This window comes from Streptococcus sp. 2741 (assembly GCF_013276315.1).
GTDB lineage: Bacteria > Bacillota > Bacilli > Lactobacillales > Streptococcaceae > Streptococcus > Streptococcus pseudopneumoniae.
In genome coordinates this window covers 35,457-53,682 of sequence record NZ_VMKU01000006.1, presented here as the reverse complement: position 1 = coordinate 53,682, position 18,226 = coordinate 35,457, and the positions used below count along the sequence as shown (strand labels likewise).

19 protein-coding genes and 1 pseudogene are annotated in these 18,226 nt (G+C 38.8%); 3 read left to right on the top strand and 17 right to left on the bottom strand.

The window, feature by feature from the left end; all coding sequences use genetic code 11:
- Positions 1–432: 432 nt before the first annotated feature.
- The 8 genes from cbpD to HT671_RS01030 form a co-directional block, all read right to left on the bottom strand.
- Positions 433–1,551 carry a choline binding-anchored murein hydrolase CbpD gene (gene cbpD, locus HT671_RS01065; protein WP_000698583.1) on the bottom strand — a complete coding sequence of 373 codons (1,119 nt, stop codon included), beginning with the start codon at positions 1,549–1,551 and terminating at the stop codon, positions 433–435.
- A gap of 88 nt (positions 1,552–1,639) precedes the next feature.
- Entirely contained in the window at positions 1,640–1,906 is a 267-nt protein-coding gene (locus HT671_RS01060; protein ID WP_001278160.1) for a Veg family protein, read from the bottom strand.
- A gap of 1 nt (position 1,907) precedes the next feature.
- The gene (dnaB, locus tag HT671_RS01055) at positions 1,908–3,260 is read right to left on the bottom strand and encodes a replicative DNA helicase (RefSeq protein WP_000852490.1); all 1,353 of its coding nucleotides are present in this window, start codon (positions 3,258–3,260) and stop codon (positions 1,908–1,910) included.
- 43 nt (positions 3,261–3,303) lie between these two features.
- Positions 3,304–3,756 carry a 50S ribosomal protein L9 gene (rplI, locus tag HT671_RS01050; RefSeq protein ID WP_000864214.1) on the bottom strand — a complete coding sequence of 151 codons (453 nt, stop codon included), beginning with the start codon at positions 3,754–3,756 and terminating at the stop codon, positions 3,304–3,306.
- Positions 3,753–5,726 carry a DHH family phosphoesterase gene (locus HT671_RS01045; protein WP_119941818.1) on the bottom strand — a complete coding sequence of 658 codons (1,974 nt, stop codon included), beginning with the start codon at positions 5,724–5,726 and terminating at the stop codon, positions 3,753–3,755. The genes rplI and HT671_RS01045 overlap by 4 nt, the downstream gene beginning before the upstream one ends.
- Before the next feature lie 135 nt (positions 5,727–5,861).
- On the bottom strand, positions 5,862–6,410 hold the full coding sequence (gene raiA, locus HT671_RS01040; protein ID WP_000599099.1) for a ribosome-associated translation inhibitor RaiA: 549 nt from the start codon (positions 6,408–6,410) through the stop codon (positions 5,862–5,864).
- 79 nt (positions 6,411–6,489) lie between these two features.
- Positions 6,490–7,152: a ComF family protein gene (locus HT671_RS01035; protein WP_023936284.1), complete on the bottom strand. Its 663-nt coding sequence runs from the start codon at positions 7,150–7,152 to the stop codon at positions 6,490–6,492.
- Positions 7,149–8,447 carry a DEAD/DEAH box helicase gene (locus HT671_RS01030; RefSeq protein WP_054392554.1) on the bottom strand — a complete coding sequence of 433 codons (1,299 nt, stop codon included), beginning with the start codon at positions 8,445–8,447 and terminating at the stop codon, positions 7,149–7,151. Before HT671_RS01030 ends, HT671_RS01035 begins: the two co-directional genes overlap by 4 nt.
- Positions 8,448–8,502: 55 nt before the next feature.
- On the opposite strand from HT671_RS01030, the gene HT671_RS01025 reads away from it, so the two are divergent.
- The 3 genes and pseudogenes from HT671_RS01025 to cysK all read left to right on the top strand — a co-directional run bounded on the left by HT671_RS01025 (position 8,503) and on the right by cysK (position 10,349).
- The gene (locus tag HT671_RS01025; RefSeq protein WP_000395743.1) at positions 8,503–9,138 is read left to right on the top strand and encodes a YigZ family protein; all 636 of its coding nucleotides are present in this window, start codon (positions 8,503–8,505) and stop codon (positions 9,136–9,138) included.
- Positions 9,139–9,242: 104 nt separating this feature from the next.
- Positions 9,243–9,326, top strand: a pseudogene (locus HT671_RS11470) (PH domain-containing protein); the annotation flags it as partial.
- 96 nt (positions 9,327–9,422) lie between these two features.
- On the top strand, positions 9,423–10,349 hold the full coding sequence (gene cysK / locus HT671_RS01020; protein ID WP_023936280.1) for a cysteine synthase A: 927 nt from the start codon (positions 9,423–9,425) through the stop codon (positions 10,347–10,349).
- Between the two features lie 121 nt (positions 10,350–10,470).
- Here cysK and tsf read toward each other — a convergent pair whose 3' ends face one another.
- The 9 genes from tsf to pgsA all read right to left on the bottom strand — a co-directional run bounded on the left by tsf (position 10,471) and on the right by pgsA (position 18,225).
- On the bottom strand, positions 10,471–11,511 hold the full coding sequence (tsf, locus tag HT671_RS01015) for a translation elongation factor Ts (protein WP_023936278.1): 1,041 nt from the start codon (positions 11,509–11,511) through the stop codon (positions 10,471–10,473).
- Between the two features lie 78 nt (positions 11,512–11,589).
- Positions 11,590–12,369 (bottom strand): 30S ribosomal protein S2, encoded by a 780-nt coding sequence (gene rpsB / locus HT671_RS01010; RefSeq protein ID WP_000268466.1) that lies wholly within the window; start codon positions 12,367–12,369, stop codon positions 11,590–11,592.
- 222 nt (positions 12,370–12,591) lie between these two features.
- A complete protein-coding gene (locus tag HT671_RS01005; protein ID WP_023936275.1) occupies positions 12,592–13,779 on the bottom strand; it encodes a CHAP domain-containing protein in 1,188 nt (395 codons plus the stop codon).
- Positions 13,780–13,872: 93 nt separating this feature from the next.
- Positions 13,873–14,367: a rod shape-determining protein MreD gene (gene mreD, locus HT671_RS01000; protein WP_023933023.1), complete on the bottom strand. Its 495-nt coding sequence runs from the start codon at positions 14,365–14,367 to the stop codon at positions 13,873–13,875.
- On the bottom strand, positions 14,367–15,185 hold the full coding sequence (mreC, locus tag HT671_RS00995) for a rod shape-determining protein MreC (protein WP_001078988.1): 819 nt from the start codon (positions 15,183–15,185) through the stop codon (positions 14,367–14,369). The genes mreD and mreC overlap by 1 nt, the downstream gene beginning before the upstream one ends.
- 59 nt (positions 15,186–15,244) lie before the next feature.
- Positions 15,245–16,039, bottom strand: a complete 795-nt coding sequence (locus tag HT671_RS00990; RefSeq protein ID WP_050207771.1) for an energy-coupling factor transporter transmembrane protein EcfT — start codon at positions 16,037–16,039, stop codon at positions 15,245–15,247.
- Positions 16,032–16,871 (bottom strand): energy-coupling factor transporter ATPase, encoded by an 840-nt coding sequence (locus HT671_RS00985; RefSeq protein ID WP_023936271.1) that lies wholly within the window; start codon positions 16,869–16,871, stop codon positions 16,032–16,034. The genes HT671_RS00990 and HT671_RS00985 overlap by 8 nt, the downstream gene beginning before the upstream one ends.
- Positions 16,856–17,683 carry an energy-coupling factor ABC transporter ATP-binding protein gene (locus HT671_RS00980; RefSeq protein ID WP_138703037.1) on the bottom strand — a complete coding sequence of 276 codons (828 nt, stop codon included), beginning with the start codon at positions 17,681–17,683 and terminating at the stop codon, positions 16,856–16,858. The genes HT671_RS00985 and HT671_RS00980 overlap by 16 nt, the downstream gene beginning before the upstream one ends.
- Positions 17,680–18,225 carry a CDP-diacylglycerol--glycerol-3-phosphate 3-phosphatidyltransferase gene (gene pgsA, locus HT671_RS00975; protein ID WP_000712127.1) on the bottom strand — a complete coding sequence of 182 codons (546 nt, stop codon included), beginning with the start codon at positions 18,223–18,225 and terminating at the stop codon, positions 17,680–17,682. The genes HT671_RS00980 and pgsA overlap by 4 nt, the downstream gene beginning before the upstream one ends.
- Position 18,226: the final 1 nt, after the last annotated feature.

Sequence of the window (18,226 nt, the reverse complement as noted above, 5' to 3'; positions counted from 1 at the left end):
TGAGGACGTTAAAAGGTTAGAGTGAAAATAGAAAATCTGACGCAGAGTCTTTAGACTCTAGAAAGATTTATCTTTTTCACACAAACCTTAGTCCGAATTCAATTACTCTCGTGATTTACGCATATGGGTTACGACTACCTTTTTGGACTTTAGAGTTTCTGGCCCCCTTATCCGCTATATACGCCTTACTATCACCTTCCTGTTCGTAGAGCCACGATTTCGCTATCCCTTCCTCTGACGATTCTTATTTCCAGTGTCAGACTTAAAACGGTCTATCCCCAGACCGTTTTAATCCGCTACCTCACGATAGTCAGGCTTGGGAATCGCTATTGGGTTCACCGGTAGCAGGTGCCCACCGAGGACTTACACCTCAGATGCACGACATGCCCGTCGTACCAGAAAAGAGCAGGAAAAATTTCCTACTCCAATTTTCTACACTCGTTCTCCATCACTGTTTACTCTGTAGCCATCCACCGTCGTATTAACAGCTAGGGCACCTGAAGAGTAAGAATAATACCACTTACCAGAAACTTGATACCAGCCTGTTTTCATTGCCCCTGAACTATCCAGATAATACCACGAGCCATTTTCCTTTAACCATCCTGTCTGCATTTCACCAGATAATTTCAAATAATACCAGCTAGAACCGTCTTTCAGCCAGCCTGTTGATTTAGAACCATTTGATTTGAAATGATACCAACTACCATTTATTTTCTTCCAACCGACAGTTGGACTACTATTGGATCTATAGCTAGAGCTATTTCCTGATTGATTCTGATAATTTTGTGAAGAAGTCACTCCCTCTAGCTGTATATAGCGACGACTTCCGTTATAAGCCGTATAACTCAACCACTTGTAGCCATCTTTTTCGAGAATTTGATCATAATGAACCTTCTCCCCAGGATAATAGTAATCAATCACAGTTGCGCTAGCTAGAGGTTGATTTTTGATAGCTGACTTAGTCTTAAAATAATGTGTGCCCCCTGTTGAAGCTAAGGATTGACTAGTCCCAACACTGCCACCAGCCAAATCTTTAAAATGAATAAATCCTGTCATCGTATTTGCTTTTATACTTCGTTTATTATAGGCTTCTGTATAACCATAGTTATATTCCTCGATCTCAATCTGATCTCCCATTACATTTGACACCCAGGCAACATGCCCATAAGTTCCTGCAGTAGACCAAGCAATGGAGCCAATCGTCGGTGTATTATCTACACGATAGCCTTCACGACGAGCACGATGCCCCCATTCATTCGCATTTCCATAAGCCCTTGGAATCTCAAAACCATTGACATTACTCAAACGAAAGGCTGCGAAAGAAGTACACTGACGAGAATACATGCGCCACTGATCAATCTCCTGGCTCCCATTTTTATAATAAGCAGGATAATCATCTCCACGCGCAATCGATCCATTCCCTCCAGAGTAGGCATAGACACTATCACCCGCTGCTAGCATCAATCCTACTACTAAAAAAGAAACAAGCTTTTTAACTGACATCTTCAAGTAATAACTTGTCCCTCTTGCTATAAACGGTAAAATTTTCATTCTTCCTCCTTGAAAAATAATATAAATCGAAGATTGCCTTCACTTAAACTATTCGGAGAAAAAAGAAAAAGTGAGAAAATCTCTCACTTTAGTCCAGATAATGAATCAAATTCTTTTCTGTAAGGATATCTGAGTAGGTAAAGGATTCAACGTAAACATTAGCTTGTTTATCTCCTTCAACGTTCCCAAATTCCACAATAAATAGGGATGGATAAACTTCAATTAACTTACCCAATCTATTTTTTTGGCGCTTGCGCCCATTTTCCAAAGTCATTTCAATTACATGACCCTCATGCGCCTTGATTTCCTCTTTGATTTTTTTCATCTTGGCTACATCTGTAAATGCATCTGACATCTTATGCCTCCCTCTTTGAGATACTTGAAAATTTATTGTATTCTTTTTGGAAAATCAATTCCACAGTTCCACGAGCTCCACTACGGTTTTTCTCGATAATAACTTCCACCTTATTATTTGGTATGCCTTCCTCTTCTTCACCACCACGCTCATAGTAATCGTCGCGATAAAGAAAGGCTACGATATCAGCGTCCTGCTCGATAGACCCAGATTCACGAATATCAGACAAGACTGGTCTTTTATCCTGACGTTGTTCTACACCACGAGACAACTGACTCAGAGCGATTACTGGAACCTTCAGTTCCTTGGCTAGGATTTTCAACTGACGTGAAATTTCTGAAACTTCTTGTTGGCGGTTTTCTCGCCCAGTTCCCGTGATAAGCTGCAAGTAATCTATCAAAATCAAACCTAGATTGCCCGTTTCTTGAGCCAGTTTACGAGAACGAGAACGAATCTCTGTAATTCGAATCCCTGGCGTATCATCGATATAGATACTTGCGTTTGCTAGGTTCCCTTGAGCAATGGTATATTTTTGCCACTCCTCATCGGTCAATTGACCTGTACGGATAGAATGCGACTCAACCAACCCTTCTGCCGCTAACATACGATCGACTAGACTTTCCGCACCCATTTCCAGCGAAAAGATAGCAACCGTTTTGTCCAACTTAGTCCCAATATTCTGAGCGATATTCAAGGCAAAAGCTGTCTTACCAACCGCCGGACGAGCTGCTAAGATAATCAACTCCTCTTCATGCAGACCAGTCGTCATATGATCTAAATCACGATAGCCTGTCGCAATACCTGTAATATCGGTCGTTTGTTGCGAGCGAGCTTCCAGATTTCCAAAGTTGACATTCAACACATCTCGAATGTTCTTAAACCCGCTTCGATTAGCATTTTCACTGACATCAATCAGGCCTTTTTCTGCCTGAGCAATGATTTCATCAGCTGGTTGCGACGCTTCGTAAGCTTGATTGACAGACTCTGTCAACTTGGCGATTAATCGCCGTAACATAGCCTTTTCTGCAACGATTTTAGCATAATACTCCGCATTAGCAGAAGTTGGCACAGAATTGACAATCTCAACCAAGTAAGACAAGCCACCAATATTCTGCAAATCGCCTTGATTATCAAGAATGGTACGAACCGTTGTTGCATCTATGGCATCGCCACGATCGGATAAATCGACCATAGCTTGGAAAATCAAACGATGGGCATACTTAAAAAAGTCCCGAGACTCAATATATTCTCGCACAAAAACAAGCTTACTCTCATCAATAAAGATAGCCCCCAAAACGGATTGTTCAGCTAAGATATCTTGAGGTTGTACTCGTAACTCTTCTACTTCTGCCATCAGATTTCCCTTCCTTTTACAATCTTGTCAAGAAGGTGTAAACTTATCCTTCTTTCACACGAAGATTGATTACACTTGTGATATCTTGATAGATTTTCACTGGCACATCAATCAAACCAACTGCTCGAATCGGAGCTTGTACTTGAATATGACGTTTATCAATCTTAATTCCAAATTGCTTTTGCAATTCTTCTGCAATCTTCTTATTGGTAATAGAACCAAAGGTACGACCATCTGGACCAACTTTTTCAACAAATTCTACAACTGTTTCTTCTGCTTCCAGCTGGGCTTTAATTGCTTTTGCTTCTGCAATCATCTCAGCGTGAGCTTTCTCTTCAGATTTTTGTTTACCACGAAGTTCACCTACAGCTTGAGCAGTCGCTTCTTTTGCTAGGTTCTTTTTGATAAGAAAGTTTTGCGCATACCCTGTTGGTACTTCCTTAATTTCGCCTTTTTTACCTTTTCCTTTAACATCTGCTAAAAAGATTACTTTCATTCTTCTTTCTCCTTTTCCTTTATTTCATTTAATACAATTTCTGTCAGTTTTTCACCTGCTTCTGACAAGGTTAAATCTTTAATTTGAGCTGCTGCCAAATTAAAGTGACCTCCACCGCCTAACTCTTCCATAATCCGTTGCACATTCAGTTTACTACGACTCCGAGCTGAGATGGATATAAAGCCTTGTGTATTTTTCGCAAGAACAAAACTCGCTTCAATACCTGACATAGCTAACATGGCATCTGCTGCCTTACTAATAACAACTGTATCATAGCATTTCGTGTCCTTAGCCTCTGCTATTAGTACATCTGAACCTAATTTACGCCCCTGTAAAATCAGTTCATTGACCTCACGATATTCTTCAAAATCTGTCGCAGCGATTTCTTGGATAGCAATACTATCACTTCCGCGCGTTCTGAGATAGCTAGCAACATCAAATGTCCGACTAGTCACTCGTGAGGTGAAATTTTTAGTATCCAACATCATACCAGCCATCAAGACACTTGCTTGCATACGACTCAAACGATTTTTCTTAGAATTTTGGAACTGAATCAACTCCGTTATCAACTCACTGGCACTACTTGCACCACTTTCGATATAAGTGATAACTGCATTATCTGGAAAATCCTGATCCCTTCTGTGGTGGTCAATAACAATAGTTTGGGTAAATAAATCATAAAATTCTTTTGATAATGTTAAGGCTGTCTTTGAATGGTCTACAAGAATCAACAAAGAACGATTGGTCACCATCCCCATTGCATCCTTAACAGACAACAACTTCGTAACTCCTTCTTTTTCTAAGAATGAAACAGCTCGTTCAATATCTGGAGACATTTGTTCTTCGTCATAAAGAGCATAGCTATTTTCAATCACATTGCTGGCGAACAACTGCATACCTACAGCAGAGCCCAAAGCATCCATATCTAAATTTCTATGCCCAACTACAAACACTTGATCCACACTACGAATCTTATCAGATATGGCTGTCATCATTGATCGAGTACGGGTACGAGTGCGCTTGATGGACGCAGCCGACCCACCGCCAAAGTAGACTGGATTTTTCGTTTCATCATTCTCCTTGACAACCACCTGGTCGCCACCACGTACTTCAGCCAAGTTCAAGTTGAGCAAAGCAACTTTCCCTATTTCATCATGATTTCCATCGCCATAAGAAAATCCCATACTTAAGGTCAAGGGCAACTGCCTCTGTTTCGACTCTGCTCTGAAAGCATCAATAACAGAAAATTTATCATTCATCAAGCCCTCAAGCACCGTATAGTCAGTAAATAGATAAAATCGATCCATACTTACCCGACGAGAAAACATCATGTATTTTTCTGAAAACTCTGATATAAAATTAGCTACAAAACTATTGATTTGACTAATATCTGACTCAGAAGTTGCATCCTCCAAATCATCATAATTATCCACAGACACAACTCCAATCACTGGTCGACTCGTTACTAATTCATCTGTTATGGCTTGCTCCCTGGATACATCTACAAAATACAAAACACCGGAAGAAGAATCCATATGAACAGCATAACGCTTCTCACCCAGCTTAGCATAAGTAGACGGATTTCCTACTGAAGCCTTGATAATCGTTTGAACAGCTTCTAAATCAAAATCGCCATCTTCCTTGGTCAAAATCAATTCAGCATAGGGATTAAACCACTCAACCTCTCCAGAAGATAAATTCAATTTCATAACACCTACAGGCATCTGTTCCAATAGAGATGTCAAACTTTCTTCCGCTTGGTGGTTTACATACTGTATCTGTTCTACATCACTCCTTGTATAATGCACTCTCAGTTTCTTAAATAAAAAAACATAGCCTCCTACAAAAAGAAACAAAATGAAAACCGTCAACAGATTATTATTAACAAAAATAATGAAAGTGGATAAGACTCCAAACGCAATCAATCCTACTAGAATAGGAAAAATTGGACTTACATAAAATTTTTTCATTCAAAACCTCTTGGCACCCATTATACCATAATACCCCTCAAAAAGCGACTTTTTAAAAGTGTAATCAGTAATTCTATCAATTATAAGAAAAAGGTAGTTTACAATTCAGTAAACCTACCTTTACACATATTGAAATTAAGATTCTTTAACCTCTAACAAACCAATTTCGCCATCCTCACGACGATAAATCACATTGGTTGTCTGATCTTCAACATCCACATAGATAAAGAAATCATGCCCCAATAAATCCATTTGTAGAATTGCTTCTTCCAAATCCATTGGTTTTAAATCAATTTGTTTTGAACGAACAACTTTAGACTGGACAACATTTGAATCTTCCACCAAAGCATCTGTAAATAATTGACCAGTTGCTACCTTATTTTTATTTTTACGCTCGATTTTTGTTTTATTTTTACGAATCTGACGTTCAATTTTATCAGTTACAAGGTCAATTGAACCATACATATCTTGAGATACATCTTCTGCACGAAGAGTAATAGAGCCAAGCGGAATCGTTACTTCCACTTTAGCAGTTTTTTCACGATACACCTTCAAGTTAACTCGAGCATCCAACTCTTGTTCAGCTTGAAAATACTTTTCGATCTTTTCGAGTTTAGAAACTACATAATCACGAATTGCTTCTGTTACTTCTAGGTTTTCACCACGTATACTATATTTAATCATATGAGTACCTTCTTTCTAAACATTTTTGTTTTTATGATTTTATTATAACGCTTTCATTCTATTTTTGCAAATTTTTTCCTCATCTTACAAGGGAAAATGTTTTTACATCCTTAGCACCAGCTTCTTCCAACAGTTTCTTGACACGATTTATAGTTGCTCCTGTAGTATAGATATCATCTATAAGTAGGATTTTTTTAGGAATAGTGACTCCACTTTTTATAAAGAAAGGAAGTTCTGTCCCCAAGCGTTCTGAACGATTTTTAGAAGAACTGGCTCTCTCTTCTCTTTTCCCTAGTAAATCCAGATACGAAAAACCTGCTGCCTCTACCAAGCCCTCAACCTGATTAAATCCTCTGTTAACATATCTATCAGGACTTAGGGGAATGACTACAAATTGATACTCTTTGTACTTTTTTAACTCCTCACTTAAAACTGAAGCAAACACTTTTCTTAAAAGGAAGTCTCCATCAAACTTATACCGACTGAAAAAATCCTTCATAGCTTGATTGTAAGTAAAAATCGCTCTATGACTGACTTCAACTCCTTCTTTACACCAAAATTGACAACCTTGACACTTTGTTGACAATCCTATTTTCATACAGTTTGGACAGTGCTCTTCTCCAATCCTCTCAAAAGTAGAATCACAATCTAAACAAAGACAGGAGGCATCATTCTTCAGAAGTAAGAGACTACTAAAAGTTAAAACAGTCTTCATAGTCTGCTCACATAACAAGCACTTCATAGACCAGCCTCCTTATTCATCATCTGAATTTCCTTAATCGCCTTCTTAATTGAAGCATTTAACCCATCATGGAAGAAAAGCAAATCTCCTGTCGGTCTATCCATACTTCGTCCAACTCGTCCACCAATTTGAATCAAACTAGACTTGGTAAACAAACGATGATTGGCCTCTACTACGAAAACATCCACACAAGGGAATGTAACTCCACGCTCCAAGATTGTCGTACTGATAAGTATTGTCAGCTCCCCATCTCGAAAAGCTTGTACTTGCTCTAATCGATCCTCTGTTACAGAAGATACAAAGCCAATTTTCTCATTTGGAAATTGCTCCTGTAAGATTTCTTTTAACTGCTCCCCTTTCTTAATTTCTGAAGCAAAAATAAGTAACGGATAACCTGTCTTTCTCTGCTTATCAATATAGGACTTTAACTTTGGCGACAAACACTTCTTATCTAAGTAGCGATTAAAATCCGATAACCAAATTGGTTTTGGAATAATCAACGGATTTCCATGAAACCGTCTCGGTAAGCTCAATCTTTTTAGTTCTCCTAAACGGACTTTCCTATCTAACTCATCTGTCGAAGTCGCTGTTAAAAAGATTCTCAATCCATTCTCCTTTACACTATTCTTGACAGCATGGTAAAGCGTGGGATTGTCAACATAAGGAAAGGCATCTACTTCATCCACTATCAGCAAATCAAAAGCTTGATAAAACTTCAATAACTGATGGGTCGTCGCAACAACTAGTGGTGTTCGAAAATACGGCTCTGATTCTCCGTGTAGTAAAGATATCTCGCAAGCAAAATCATCTTGCAGGCGCTTGTATAGCTCCAAACAAACATCTATGCGAGGACTGGCCAAACATACTGCACCACCTTCATCAATCACTTTGGCCACTACTTGATAAATCATTTCTGTCTTTCCAGCTCCTGTTACAGCGTGAACCAAGGTTGGCTCCTGCTTGTCTACTGCTCGAATCAGTCCCTGTGATACCTTCTCTTGAAAAGGAGTTAATTGACCACTCCATTTAAGAACATCTTGCTTCGGAAAATCCTCCTGCGGAAAATAGTATAAAGCTTGATCACTCCTGACTCGCTTCATCAGTAAACACTCCCTACAATAGTAAGCACCGATGGGCAAATACCATTCATCTAAAATAGCACTATCACAACGTTGACAGAAAAGTTTCCCTTTCTCCTTTCTCATTGCTGGAAGTTTCTCCGCCAACTGACGTTCCTCTTTAGTTAATTCATTCTCAGTAAACAAACGACCGAGATAATTTGGATTTACTTTCATACTTCTTTATTCGTAAAAACTAGCACTTTAGATGATTTTTTAGTACAATTAAATCATGGAATTTAGAACAATTAAAGAGGACGGTCAAGTCCAAGAAGAAATCAAAAAATCTCGCTTTATCTGCCATGCCAAGCGTGTTTATAGCGAAGAAGAGGCTCGTGACTTCATTACTGCCATCAAAAAAGAACACTACAAAGCGACACATAACTGCTCTGCCTTTATTATTGGAGAACGTAGTGAAATTAAACGTACAAGTGATGATGGTGAGCCTAGTGGTACTGCTGGTGTTCCCATGCTTGGGGTACTAGAAAATCACAATCTCACCAATGTCTGTGTGGTTGTGACACGCTACTTTGGTGGTATTAAACTAGGCGCTGGAGGACTAATTCGTGCCTACGCCGGCAGTGTCGCCTTAGCTGTCAAAGAAATTGGCATCATTGAAATAAAGGAACAGGCGGGCATTGCTATTCAAATGTCTTATGCTCAGTACCAAGAGTACAGTAACTTTCTTAAAGAACATAATCTCATGGAGCTGGATACAAACTTTACAGATCAAGTCGATACGATGATTTATGTTGATAAAGAAGAAAAAGAAACTATTAAAGCTGCACTGGTAGAATTTTTTAATGGAAAAGTCACTTTAACTGATCAAGGTTTACGCGAAGTTGAGGTTCCTGTAAACCTAGTGTAAACAATAGATAATACAGTGTTTCACTGATATTTCCACCGCTACTTTAATTAGCAAAATAAAAAGATGCGTACCAAAATATACTAGAAAATGAAGCAATTCAAACGAAACCTGATATCGTTTTCCTTTACACCTATTTACTAGAATTAGCTGAACACAATCGCTTAAAAATTAATGGCTTAGACCTGTGATATAAAAAAATCCTATCACTTCGATAGGATTTCTATATTTTACAAATGGTATAGATAGCGTTATACTAGAAATATCTTATACAAAGAGGTATTCATATGTCTATTTATAACAACATTACTGAACTAGTCGGTCAAACACCGATTGTTAGACTCAACAACATTGTGCCAGAAGGTGCTGCAGATGTCTATGTAAAACTTGAAGCATTTAATCCTGGTTCATCTGTAAAAGACCGTATTGCCCTTAGCATGATTGAAAAAGCTGAACAAGATGGTATTCTGAAACCTGGTTCTACTATTGTTGAAGCAACAAGTGGAAACACTGGTATTGGACTTTCATGGGTAGGGGCTGCTAAAGGGTATAAAGTTGTCATCGTTATGCCTGAAACTATGAGTGTAGAACGCCGTAAGATTATCCAAGCCTATGGTGCTGAACTCGTCCTTACGCCTGGTAGCGAAGGAATGAAGGGTGCTATTGCTAAGGCTCAAGAAATCGCTGCTGAACGTGATGGCTTCCTTCCTCTTCAATTTGACAATCCAGCTAATCCAGAAGTACACGAAAGAACAACAGGAGCTGAAATACTAGCTGCTTTCGGTAAAGATGGACTAGATGCCTTTGTTGCTGGAGTGGGTACCGGTGGAACGATTTCTGGTGTTTCTCATGCACTCAAATCAGCAAATTCAAACATTCAAGTTTATGCAGTGGAAGCTGATGAATCTGCTATTCTATCTGGTGAAAAACCTGGTCCTCACAAAATTCAAGGTATCTCAGCTGGATTTATTCCTGATACACTTGATACTAAAGCCTATGATGGTATCGTTCGTGTAACATCAGATGATGCTCTTGCACTCGGACGTGAAATTGGTGGAAAAGAAGGCTTCCTTGTAGGGATTTCCTCAGCTGCAGCTATCTACGGAGCCATCGAGATTGCCAAAAAATTAGGTACAGGTAAAAAAATCCTTGCTCTAGCACCAGATAACGGTGAACGTTATCTCTCTACAGCACTCTATGAATTTGAAGTTTAGTCTCCTAAATACAATTGGCCCTTATTATAGGGCTTTTTATTTTTACCTTGAAAATAGGAAGCTCTCCCTATAAGGATCGACTGCATAGAAAAAAGGAAGCAAATTTACTTCCTTTCTATAATTAGTTATTCAAGGCTGCTGCCATTGTAGCTGCAACTTCAGCTTCAAAGTCGTTTGCAGCTTTCTCAATACCTTCACCAACTTCAAAGCGAGCGAACTCAACTACTGAAGCGTTAACTGATTCAAGGTATGCTTCAACTGTCTTGCTGTCATCCATGATGTAAACTTGTGCAAGAAGTGTATAAGCTTGGTCAACTTTAGTGTTGTCAAGCATGAAGCGATCCATTTTACCTGGGATAATTTTGTCCCAGATTTTTTCTGGTTTGCCTTCTGCAGCCAACTCAGCTTTGATGTCAGCTTCAGCTTGAGCAATCACTTCATCAGTCAATTGTGCTTTTGATCCATACTTCAAGTGTGGAAGAGCTGGTTTGTTAACCATTGCACGACTTTCGTTATCTTGGTCGATAACGTGGTTCAATTGTGCCAACTCATCTTTAACAAATTGCTCATCCAATTCTTTGTATGAAAGAACTGTTGGTTTCATCGCTGCGATGTGCATTGAAATTTGTTTAGCAAGTGCTTCGTCTCCACCTTCGATTACAGAGATAACACCGATACGTCCACCGTTATGTTGGTAAGCTCCAAAGTGTTGTGCGTCTGTTTTTTCAATCAATGCAAAGCGACGGAATGAGATTTTTTCTCCGATAGTTGCTGTTGCAGATACGTATGCAGCTTCAAGAGTTTCACCTGAAGGCATTGTCAAAGCAAGAGCTTCTTCGTTGTTAGCTGGTTTTCCTTCAACGATTGCTTTAGCTGTTGCGTTTACTAACTCAACAAATTGAGCGTTTTTCGCAACGAAGTCAGTTTCAGCATTTACTTCAACAACTGCTGCAATGTTACCGTCAACATAAACACCAGTCAAACCTTCTGCAGCAACACGGTCAGCTTTCTTAGCTGCCTTAGCCATACCTTTTTCACGAAGCAATTCAATCGCTTTTTCGATGTCACCGTCTGTTTCTACAAGCGCTTTTTTAGCGTCCATAACACCGGCACCAGATTTTTCACGCAACTCTTTTACAAGTTTAGCTGTAATTTCTGCCATTTTGATTCTCCTATATTTTTTAAAAATAGGAGAGCCGGGCTAAGCCCCGCCCTCCTAGGTAATTACTATTTATATAAATTAAGCGTTGTCGCCTTCTACAACTTCAACGATTTCTTCAATTGAATCTGCTTGAGTTTCTGAAGCTGCAAATTCTGCTTCAACTGCTACTGCATCCTCACCTTGACGTCCTTCGATGATAGCGTCAGCCAATTTAGCTGTGATCAATTTAACAGCACGGATAGCGTCATCGTTAGCTGGGATGATTACATCAATATCATCTGGATCAGTATTTGTGTCAACCATCGCTACAACTGGGATTCCCAATTTTTTAGCTTCTTTAACAGCGATTTGCTCTTTATGTGGGTCAACTACGTACATCACATCTGGGATACGAGGCATATCTTCGATACCACCCAAGAATTTTTCAAGACGCGCACGTTGTTTGTTAAGAAGTGCAACTTCTTTCTTAGGAAGAACTTCGAAAGTTCCATCTTCTTCCATACGTTTGATTTCTTTCAAACGAGCGATACGTTTTTGGATTGTTCCCCAGTTTGTAAGAGTTCCACCCAACCAACGGTGGTTGATGAAGTATTGACCTGAACGTACTGCTTCTTCAGCAACTGCATCAGCTGCTTGTTTCTTAGTACCAACGAACAATACAACTGCATCGTTAGCTGCTGCATCACGCATGAAGTCGTATGCTTGGTCAGCATATTTTACAGTTTGTTGCAAGTCGATAACGTGGATTCCGTTACGTTCAGTAAAGATGTACTTAGCCATCTTAGGGTTCCAGCGACGAGTTTGGTGACCAAAGTGTACACCAGCCTCAAGAAGTTGTTTCATTGAAATTACTGCCATGAGTATTTCTCCTTTTTGTTTTTTCCTCTTCTTGACTTCAACTCGCAAAACGACCCAAGGGCAACTGCTTCACAATTCATCAAGAATGAGTATTATCGTTCATACGACAATTTTTATTCTACCATACTTTTTCAATATTTTCAAGCTATTTTGATGGGATTTTTAATAGTTATTGTCTCTGGTAAAATCTGAAAAGAGGGCTCTATTCGAGTCCCTCTATAATTAGTCTGCATAAATATATGTTACAAAACCTTCAGAAGTCGTTGTTGGATTGAACCATCCACGGTGATTTCCAATTGTACGATTCCCAGCATAATTTGATTCTGATACTTGGATACGTGTTGTTGATTCAACAGCTGTAACAACCGCTACGTGACCATATCCACCATCGTTCCAACATGCAATTGCTCCAACTTGAGGTGTTGAACCTGTACGGAAACCTGCTGCTGCTGCACTTGTGGCCCACTGTGCTCCATTACCCCAATAGTCTCCAGCCCAAGGTGCTAATGTTTTAACTCCCCATGTACATTCACCAATTGGATAAGTTGAAGCATTTGTACTGTATGTTGGGCGTTGTTTGACTGCCACAGGAGTATATGTTGTTGATTCCGAAGAAGCTACAGCTTGAACCTGTGCTGCAAAAGTCGTATTTCCAGAAGCAACAACTGTTTGTTGTTGACTTACTTGTTTTGCCTTATAAGCTGCTTCTGCTGCCGCAGCTGCACGAGCCTCTGCCTCAGCTGCTGCTTTTTGCTCTAATAGACTTGCTTTTTCCCCTTCAGCTGTCGCTTTCTCAGCAGCAAGACTCAATTCAGCAGCCTTTAGTTCTGCCTGTTTCGTAGTCAATGCTTGAGCATCATCAGCTAATTTTTGTTGATTAGCAATTACAGTATTGATAGCATCATTATTTGCTACTTGTTTTTCAGAAATAGCTTTTTTATCTGCCTTTTGTTGTTCTAACATTTTGTTGTTCGCAGATACGATTTCACTCATTGCAGTAACACGTGAAATAGCTTCTGTAATTGATTTTGAGTTTACAATGGTATTGATATAGCTAGTTGCAGCTCCATTTGTTTGAGCACTACGAGCTTGTTTTTCCAAAGATTGGTTACGAGAAACAATGTTTTTGGAAAGTTCTGTAATCTCACCCTCGAGTTTCTTAGATTCTGCTTGTAATCTATCATTTTCAGATTGCAAGTTAGATTGCTCTGCTTGAATCGCAGATACTTGCTCCTGAATTTGATCAACTTGTTTTTGTGCTTCTTCTTGTTGTGCTGTTAAATTACTAATTTTATTATCTTGAGCAGCAATTTTGTCATCAGTCGTTTCTGCATGGGCAGTCGTCAATACTGCTGCCTGGGAAACCATTACTGTACTTAATAAAAGCGAGGCTAAGATTTTTTTCTTCATGGCTAATAAATACTCCTTCTGTTTAAGACAATACTAGTATACCAAAAAAAATTCCAATAAACATTACGCCTTTGTTACATTTATATGTCGTTCTTATAGATAATATTTTTCAAAAATAAATTGAAAAACAGTAATCCATAAAAAATTTAAAATCATCGTCGGTACCAAGCTATAGACTATAAAAATCGACATGCTATCTACTGTCAACCCTACCATAAAAGCCAAAAGATAACTACCCATTTCAAACAGGAATGTCAGCACAATCATAGCTAGCATTCTTGTCCAACGATTCAACAAAATAACACTATTCAATTTATGAAGGAAGGCTCCCAATAAGATAAATAAGAGAGTTGCAATCCCTATTAGATGGAAAAAGTAAACATCATAAACCAAGCCTATAACAAAACAATAGACTAGATAGAGATACTCTGATACTTCTATCGTCTCAAATAAGAGAAATAGAAACAGAAAATGACTAGCCAAATGTACATGGGGGAAAAATGAGCCCAGAAGCTGGCTAATATGGGCGTCAATTAGAACAAAGAAAGGAAGCAATAAAAATACTCCAACCTGCTTCAACTGTCTCATTATGAATTCCCCACTAATTCTATCACATCCACATTATGAGTATCTGCACTCAATTTAACAGTTACTTCTCGTGTCAAATAGTCTGTACTATGCGTTGTGGCAACCACTTCACCAACAGGAATATCCGCAACATTAAAGTTTCCTAATCCACCCGTTGTCACCTTATCGCCTGAACTAATATCGCTATTACTATTTAATTGGCTAATTTTAAGAACTTCATTTTCCTTGTCGTAGCCAACAATAATACCATAAATTGTGGTAGTGCCGTGTTGAATTTTAACAGAAATCTTATCAGCATTTTCCGTATTTGTCAGAAGGTTGACCATAGTAGAGTTGTCCTCCACTTTTGAAACACTCCCAATCAAACCACCGTTTGCAATTACTAACATATTCTCAGAAGCACCTTTTGATCTACCTGCATCCAAGGTCAACTCCTGCTTCCAAGATACCGGAGAACGCATAATAACATCTGCTGCCAAAGTCTTTGTGGCTTGCAATTTAGACTTCATATCAAGCAATTGACGCAGTTGTTCATTTTCCGTCTTTAAACTTTCCGCCTCATTTGATTTGACTTCTAACTGGTAAAGCTGTTTCTTCAAACTTTCATTTTCATTATATGCTCGTGTCAAATGAGCCAAATCTGATTTGACAGAATCAAACCACCGAAAAGGTTTTTGCACAACCCTATCAACCAATGAGATTCCATCTCCTAATTTTGTCACAATTGTACTTGAATAAGTCGTCGCTAAGAGAGCTGAGACAAGCAGAACAGTGACAAAAACAATAATGACATATTTTGATTTTTTAAAACGGTTCATATCCCTACCTTTATATCAAGAACTGTTACAGTAACTTTTTTATCAATTCCTGAAAGCTACTAAGATTTTAAGAAAAATAAGCAACAACCAAGTACGATAATAACAAGAATGGTCAGCGTATCCTTTAGAGTCCATTTCAATTGTCGGTATTGACTTCTGCCTTTTCCACCCTGATAACCACGCGCTTCCATAGCGATAGCCAAGGAATCCGCACGTTTTAAACTTGTTGCAAAAAGAGGAATCAAAATGGGAATCATCGCCTTTACTTTTTGAACAATGCTTCCTTCACCAAAATCCACTCCACGCGCTTTCTGCGCATTCATAATCCGCGTCGTATCATCCATTAATGTTGGGACAAAACGTAGACTCATGGACAGCATCAATCCAATTTCATGAACTGGAACTTTCACACGCTTTAAAGGCGCTAACAAAGCTTCGACAGCTGATGCTAAACTTAAGGGCATGGTCGTTAAGGTTAACAAAGTTGAAAAGAAAATAATCAATACAAAACGACAAAAAATAATTCCAGCTTGTTGCAAAGAATAATCCGTGATTCTCACAAACGAAAACTCAAATAAAACATTCCCATTAGAAATGAAAAATAGTTGAAAAATAGTTGTGAAGGCAATCAAGAAAAACATAGACTTCAAGCCCTGAATAAAAAATGAAAGAGATACTCCTGACAAGGCAATAAATATCCCTGTCGCTATAAAAAGAATCAGATTCGTCAAGGGGTTATTAGCCCAAAACACAATCAAAATCAGTAGCATCATAGCAAGCAATTTGCTACGTGGATCCAATCGGTGAACAATCGAATCCCCTGGGATATAACGCCCTAAAATCATACTATCCATTTAGCGACTCCTTGAACTCCTCTATCTTAATCGGTAATCGTTTAAATGACACGCCTCTATCAGCCAATCGTTTACAAAAGGCCGTAATTTTAGGTACTCCCAACTGCACTTCTTCCATAAAGACAACATCTTGAAAGACATCACTTGGCTTACCACCCTTAACTAGACGTCCCTTTTCCATCACATAGACTTGATTCGCATGTTCAGCAACATCATCCATCAAATGTGTTACCAAGACGATGGTCATCCCTGACTGGTGGAGTTTTCTGAACAGGGTCATCAACTCTTTTCTCCCTAGAGGATCTAGACCAGCTGTTGGCTCATCTAAGACTAATATAGCTGGTTCCATGGCAAGTATGCCTGCAATGGCGACACGTCTCATTTGTCCACCAGACAACTCAAACGGACTACGATTAAAAAGTGATTCATCAATTCCAACCAAAGCCAGTTTCTCACGCGCAATCTGCTCCGCATCTTCCTCAGAAACTCCAAAATTTTGCGGTCCAAAAGCAACGTCTTTCAAAACCGTTTCTTCAAAAATCTGATTTTCAGCAAACTGAAATACCAAGCCAACCTGTTTTCTAATTTGACGAATATCTTTATTTTTAGAAGTCGAGGTGATTAAGGTATCAAAAACCCTCACACTCCCTTGACTTGGCACCAATAAACCATTTAAGAGTTGTAAAATAGTTGATTTACCACTACCTGTGTGCCCAATTAAAGCCGTATAAGAACCATCTTCAATCGTCAAAGAAACATCCGACAAAGCTGTTGAAGCTAAGGGAGTCCCTTCTTGATATGTAAAACTCACATTTTCTAGAGCAATTCCCATAATTTATCCTCTAGCTCACTTTCTGTCAAATAATTTTCAGGTAAATCATAGCCATTCTGGCTCAAAGAATATTTTACTTGATTGGCAAAAGGATCGTCTAATCCAATTTGATCTAAATCATTTCGAGAGAAAAGTTCTCTTGGGCTACTAGTTGATTCAATTTCCCCTTTTTTCATGACCAATACGCGGTCACTCATGGCAACTTCTTCCAAATCATGGGTAATAGAAATGACCGTCATATCATAGTCTTTCCGAATTCCCTGTACTGTCTCAATCAGTTCTCTACGCCCCTCAGGGTCCAACATACTCGTTGCTTCATCTAAGATTAAAATAGCTGGTCTTAGGGCTACAACACCTGCAATGGCCACACGTTGTTTTTGGCCACCTGATAGACGCGCCGGCTCTCTCTTTTTAAAGTCCAACATGCCAACCAAATCTAGAGCTTCTTCCACTCTCTTTTTCATTTCTTGACGAGAAAGTCCCTGATTTTCCAAACCAAAGGCAACATCATCCTCAACAGTCGCTCCAACAAATTGATTGTCTGGATTTTGAAAAACCATACCGATTTGACGACGTATATTCCAAACATTTTCCTCAGTCAGCCTTTGACCATCAATTACAATCTCGCCAGATTCTGCTTCCAGTAAGCCATCAATCAATCGAACCGTCGTTGATTTACCACTACCATTATGCCCTACAATCGAAAGCCATTCTCCGCGTTTCACGTGAAACGTAATACCCTTCACATCATAATATTCCTGACTTTCCTTATAGCGAAAAGAAAGATTTTTTACATCAATTATTGATTTCATTTCGAACCAAATGTCCCTTTAAATACATAGGCACTACCCTTGAAGTAATCATAGCCAGAGTAGATAGTGAAAAACAAGGCTACATAAAGTAGAACTTGACCAAGCAAAGTCCAATGTAATAGCAAGAAAATAATGGCAAACATCTGACTAAAAGTTTTAATTTTTCCAGGCATTGCTGCTGCTAAAACTGTTCCACCAGTTTCAACCAATAAAAGCCTTAAACCTGTCACAGCCAACTCACGACAGATGATCACTGCAACAATCCAAGCTGGAGCCATACCTAACTCAATCAGCATAATAAAAGCCGACATAACTAGTAACTTATCCGCCATAGGATCTGCAAATTTACCAAAATTACTGACCACATTCCATTTACGAGCTAAATATCCATCTAAATAATCTGTAATACTAGCAATAGCAAAGATAATAGCTGCCACTATATGACTCTCTATCGAATTTCCTATCGTTAAAATAAAGATAAAAATAGGTATAAAGAGAATTCGACCTATTGTTAAAAGATTGGGAATTTGTTCTTTTTTCATT